This window comes from Synergistaceae bacterium, assembly GCA_017443945.1.
In the GTDB taxonomy this organism is placed as follows: domain Bacteria; phylum Synergistota; class Synergistia; order Synergistales; family Aminobacteriaceae; genus JAFUXM01.
The window spans coordinates 1-4,800 of the sequence record JAFSXS010000025.1 but is presented as its reverse complement, the minus strand read 5'-3'; the positions used below and the strand labels follow the sequence as shown (position 1 = coordinate 4,800).

Sequence of the window (4,800 nt, the reverse complement as noted above, 5' to 3'; positions counted from 1 at the left end):
TTGCTGCCGTAGCTTTGACGGTGCTGATTTCAGTTGCGGTGCGCTGTGTTAAGGCTTTAAGACCTTCCAGTGTTACAAAAGTGTTTACGTTATAATCGGGCATGATAGCCCACCTCCATAAAATAAAATATTTATCCTAAAACGAAATTTTTCGCATTAGAATCGTGAGTTAGTGCGATAAAGCCTCGTCAAAGGTTTCATCAATCATTTGTTGAACTTGTGAAGTAGTTGCGGTGTAGTCTTCGGGATTTACGGGTTCAATTGCGTTTTCGTCCTGTGATAAATCGCCGTCTGCGTCGCGGTAAAGCCCGAGTCCCTTAAGTGCCTTTGTGCGCTGCTCTAGTTCTGTGAATCTCTGTTCTATTTCTGTCTCGCGTGTGTTCCAGGTTTTGACTGCATTTTGAATCAGTAGTGCTAAATCGGCCTGTAAAACCTCACCTGCGCGCTGAATGATTGCATATTCTTTATTAGTTGCATTTTCGCCGGGGTATTGCTTAACGAGTGCCAGACTTTCACTGCCTGTAACCTCTGCAATTTCAAACGGTGTATCATCAATCACGAAAATATCGCCGTTTTTTATCCCCGCAATGAGCCAGCCTGTATTAATTCCGGTTACGACGGTTGACCCGTGCTGAACGGTAACAGTTCCGGCCTTGTGCCATGAATAATTTGTCATGCTTGCTGCCTCCTTTTATTTAATTTGACCAAGCGAATCAATCATGCTTGCCTGCGCTAATTTATTTATTTGATCCTGTAAAAATTTTTCGCGTTCTCTGACATACTTCAAAATTTCGTCAGTCCGTTCGTTTAATTGCCTGTGAGTTACAGCGAGCGGGTTATCAGAGAAAATCGCCGTTACATTTTTTGCCTGATCTACGATTACTGTTAAGTCAAAACGGTAATAAACAGCGTCTGGGCCGTCTTGACCGGGCATATAGTCAGCTGTATCGCCTGAATTGCTGTAGCCGTACAAAAGCTCTTCGCCTGTGTCGGGGTCTTCAGCGAATAATCCTATTTCCCGAAAGAAGAAGCCTGCTTCCATTTCTTTATTTGTCATGACGACCGTGATTTTTGCAGTGCCTATGTGCGGCGGAATTGACATCTCTGCAATTTCCATTTCTCTATGCGGTTGAACGAGTCGGGTTAATTCTCGAACGTTTTGATCTTCAGGCAAATAACCGTCTCCGGCCCATGCAGTTGTGAATTTTAGCGGCTTTCCTGTGAGTGCTTTTGCGAGAATATTACGCCCTGCGTTTGTTAATTCCATGCCGTTAAATTGTGCCATTTTCTCACCTCCTAAAAAGTTTTATGCTGCCATTTGTATTTGCATGTATATCCCTTGAGAGATTGTGCAGCCCGTTGAAATGCTGCCGGAAAAATTATTTTCTGCTCTCTTCATGCCGATTTGATGAAAAATTCCGTGTGCCGCTGTAGTGCCCGTTACAAGATTGCAGTTAGCTTGACTCCCTCGGGATTGATTTATTGCTATGTCATGCTGCAAATTGTGAAAAATTGCCGTGCCTGCTGCGATTTCAAGTTTTGCGCTCGTTGAAGTCTCTTGTTTTGCGCTTATGTCGTGATAATTGCCCTGAATGACTCCCGCGCCGAATCTCACGCCTAAATCTGACTCGCTTTTAGTTTGCTGATTAAAAGCTATTTCATGCCGTAAGTTGTGAAAAATTGCCGTGCCTGCTGCGATATTCAAGTCTGACGCGCTTTGAGTGCCTTGTACGATCGCAATATCGTGATGAGTCCCCTGCGCCGTAAGAGTTCCAATTTTAATATCAAGCTCTGACTCTGCGTCCATATGAACAAAGAGTCTCGACATCCACGAACGAGCGGCCTTGCTTTCCTGAATTGCCCGGCGTATTGTCTGAGTCGGTTTTGTCCAGTCGACACGCTCCCAGAAATCAGACGTTAATTTTGCGTCAATCACGAACGTATAAGGCTGTGCTCCTTCTTCCTGCAAGTCATACCACGCCGTAAATTTTCCTTCAACGCCTAGTATGTCGAGAGCCTGCAGTATTGCGCCGCTTGTGCCTTTTTTGCGGTGCCATGATATGGACTTCAAGACCATAGCGCGTTTTGCTTCGAGACTGTGTGCGAGTTCGTAAAAATCTACGTGCCATTGCCATGCGAGTAAATCAAGCACTGACTCGGGAAGTTCATTTATTCGCGAAATAATAAACGCCTCCCGTGTTGCCTGAGAGACGCTTAATAATTCCGGATCGAGTGCTGTTATTATGTGCTGAACGTTTTTATCGTTTGTTATTGACGGCGGAGCAATGTCCATCAATGAGAGATTCTCAATTAATTTAGCCATCCTCAAGTCCTCCCAGAATCAAATTTTTTGTTGTCATAATTGCGACCTGATACTCTGCCAACACTTGAAAATCTGGTGAAATAATTTCCGTGCGTTTAGCTCCTGCTGCTATCATTCTGTGATTTAATTCTGAAGGATTCAAGTCGCGCCCTAATTTTGATTTCTGCCAGATCACTCAGTTATTTACGGCGGTCTCGACTGCGTTTTGAATCTGCACAGCTTGAGTCGCCCGTTTTCTGTCGATCCAGTATTTAACGTTGAGCTCGAAATTTACGGCTTCGGGCGATAGAACGTGAACAAAATCTGTGTCCGGCCGTTTGTCTTCGTCATTGCAGACATCAAATACAGCGTCAAGAATTTCCTGTGTCGGCAAATCTCCATTTACCATTAACGGGTAAATATTCACGTTGCCCGGTTCTGTTTCCGGAGGGCCGATAACTGCAACGTCAATAATATTCTGATGAGCTGATCTCGCGTAAAATTCATATGCACCCGTCGGACCTGCCACAGAAAAACTTTCAGGCGCAATCTGTATTCGTTCTCTAAAATTTTCGTCTGACTCTGTATCGCTTCCGCCGTAAGATTCGTCAAGATTTTCTACTTTCATTTCATACGGGAACACGTCAACTAGCCTGCGAATCTGCCCTGCAAGAAAATAATTCCCCTGCGCGCCCGGCTCCGTACATTCTGCTGTAACTGTAATTTCCTGTTCGCCTGCTGGGATTTCTACCGCTTCAGTCGTCGCAAATAAAATATTTCCGCTGTTATCAGGTGATGCCCTTGTGCCTTCAGGAATTATAACGGCCTCGTCTTGAATGTCCGACAACATGAATTTTAGCGCGGTCATAGCCTTTGACGCTTCAAGCCGTGTAACTCCGAGCAAAGCCCCTATATGGTCAAGATAATCGCCGTCTGCATAAGCCAGCAAATTTTGTTTTGCCGCGTAATCTATCATACTTCTTTGATGAATTATTATGAGTGTTATGCTCTCAAGAAATAATCTGACGGGGTCGCCCTTTGCCAGTGTTCGGCCTGCTAATTGTTCATAAAGCGTGATGATGTCGCTTTCTATTTCGTCTGCTGCCTTGTCTGCAAAAACTATATCAGCGAGTCCCGGAAATAAATCACTCTTCATTTTTTATCAATATCCTCACTTTCACGGATAAACGGCCGTCTAAATCGCCCTCAAAGCTGACTCGTTTGACTTTACATCGAGGCTCATATTTGCGTATTGCTGCGATAATTTCTGCTTGAATTTCCGCCATTGCCTTAGGTGTCGGCCTGTCGACGATTGCGGCATTAACCCCGAACATTCTATCCATAGGGACGCTGTATTTAGGAGTCGCGCAGATAGTCCGTACGTTTTGAACAATTTCCGAGACTGTATCAGCCGGAGCAAAATTTATTTCTGTGTTATCAGTTGTGATGATGTCAACTTCCATAAGTATCAACCTCGATATATTCGCGCATTTTCAGCGAGACTTGTATGGCGGTGAAGGCTCCTTTGTTGTCGATTATCTCAAAATTTTCGTCGAGACCTTCAAGCACCCATAAACCCTCGCCTTGAGGTTCGCCGTCGAGAATAAACGGTACGGCCTTATGGTTATTCAGGTGATCGCGCAGAATTTCGATTTCTTTTTCCGGATTAATTCCGAGTCCTGCATCCAGTCTAATATTCATGCTTGCACTTGCCGGAGATAAGCCGGTGAACTCGAGCAGACCTTTTCTGCCGTGTATGGCGTGTTCGAAATATTTTGCGCTGCGTTGTATCTGGAAGTCTCGGAATGTGCGTACTTTTTTGTCAGACACCTCAAATACGACCTCGCCGAACGAACCTATCATAATTTATCCTCCTGCAAATACGTTGCCTGATCCAGTCGCAACAGTTGACCCGCACGCAACCGGATCGCCGATTCTTCCTGCCTGTTTGCCGTTGATGAATACGCTTGAACTTCCGGACTTCAGCACACTGTCATGACATCCATGCGGAACTCCCGGATGTGTACAGCAGTGAGTCTGCCAAGCGTCGCCCTGCCTGTGCCACGGTAGGCCGTTAACAAATACATTCGGTGAACCTTCAGAATTTGGTCTTGACGGCCAGCATTCATGACCTGTGCAAATATCAGTTAATCTCGCTGCTGGTGGCATTGTCGCTCTTCCTTTCCCGTAAAAATCTTAGTGTGTAGTCAAGCCATTGATTCAGCACATAAAAAGTGTAATCGTGCTGTTGTCGTATCAATTTATAAATATGAAAATTTATCGCGAGAATTACGAGAATTACCGCCGCGAATATCAGTAATAAATAATCATGCATGAAAAATTTTCTCCTTGCTGTAAAAATAAAATCTCCGCCCGAATGCCGCTAACCCATAACACATTACAGAACCGGTTTTTTCTTCCTTTCTGTGATAAATTTTTTCTTTGCGGCTTAGATATTCCGACGGAGTAATTTTGTATTAGTCGGTAATTTCAGGCTT

General features: G+C 44.5%; 9 protein-coding genes. All 9 read right to left on the bottom strand.

The window, feature by feature from the left end; translation table 11 throughout:
- Positions 1–169: 169 nt before the first annotated feature.
- A complete protein-coding gene (locus IJT21_03035) occupies positions 170–676 on the bottom strand; it encodes a hypothetical protein (protein ID MBQ7577224.1) in 507 nt (168 codons plus the stop codon).
- 15 nt (positions 677–691) lie between these two features.
- Positions 692–1,285: a phage tail protein gene (locus IJT21_03030; GenBank protein MBQ7577223.1), complete on the bottom strand. Its 594-nt coding sequence runs from the start codon at positions 1,283–1,285 to the stop codon at positions 692–694.
- 21 nt (positions 1,286–1,306) lie between these two features.
- Positions 1,307–2,323, bottom strand: coding sequence for a phage tail protein I (locus tag IJT21_03025; GenBank protein ID MBQ7577222.1), 1,017 nt, complete (start codon positions 2,321–2,323; stop codon positions 1,307–1,309).
- Positions 2,316–2,498: a hypothetical protein gene (locus IJT21_03020; GenBank protein ID MBQ7577221.1), complete on the bottom strand. Its 183-nt coding sequence runs from the start codon at positions 2,496–2,498 to the stop codon at positions 2,316–2,318. The genes IJT21_03025 and IJT21_03020 overlap by 8 nt, the downstream gene beginning before the upstream one ends.
- Complete coding sequence (locus tag IJT21_03015) at positions 2,499–3,278, bottom strand: baseplate J/gp47 family protein (GenBank protein ID MBQ7577220.1); 780 nt, start codon at positions 3,276–3,278, stop codon at positions 2,499–2,501.
- Positions 3,279–3,447: 169 nt separating this feature from the next.
- Positions 3,448–3,765, bottom strand: coding sequence for a GPW/gp25 family protein (locus IJT21_03010; GenBank protein ID MBQ7577219.1), 318 nt, complete (start codon positions 3,763–3,765; stop codon positions 3,448–3,450).
- Positions 3,755–4,165 carry a phage tail protein gene (locus IJT21_03005; protein MBQ7577218.1) on the bottom strand — a complete coding sequence of 137 codons (411 nt, stop codon included), beginning with the start codon at positions 4,163–4,165 and terminating at the stop codon, positions 3,755–3,757. The genes IJT21_03010 and IJT21_03005 overlap by 11 nt, the downstream gene beginning before the upstream one ends.
- Before the next feature lie 3 nt (positions 4,166–4,168).
- Positions 4,169–4,471 (bottom strand): PAAR domain-containing protein, encoded by a 303-nt coding sequence (locus IJT21_03000; protein MBQ7577217.1) that lies wholly within the window; start codon positions 4,469–4,471, stop codon positions 4,169–4,171.
- Positions 4,446–4,637 carry a hypothetical protein gene (locus tag IJT21_02995; protein MBQ7577216.1) on the bottom strand — a complete coding sequence of 64 codons (192 nt, stop codon included), beginning with the start codon at positions 4,635–4,637 and terminating at the stop codon, positions 4,446–4,448. Before IJT21_02995 ends, IJT21_03000 begins: the two co-directional genes overlap by 26 nt.
- Between the last annotated feature and the right edge of the window lie 163 nt (positions 4,638–4,800).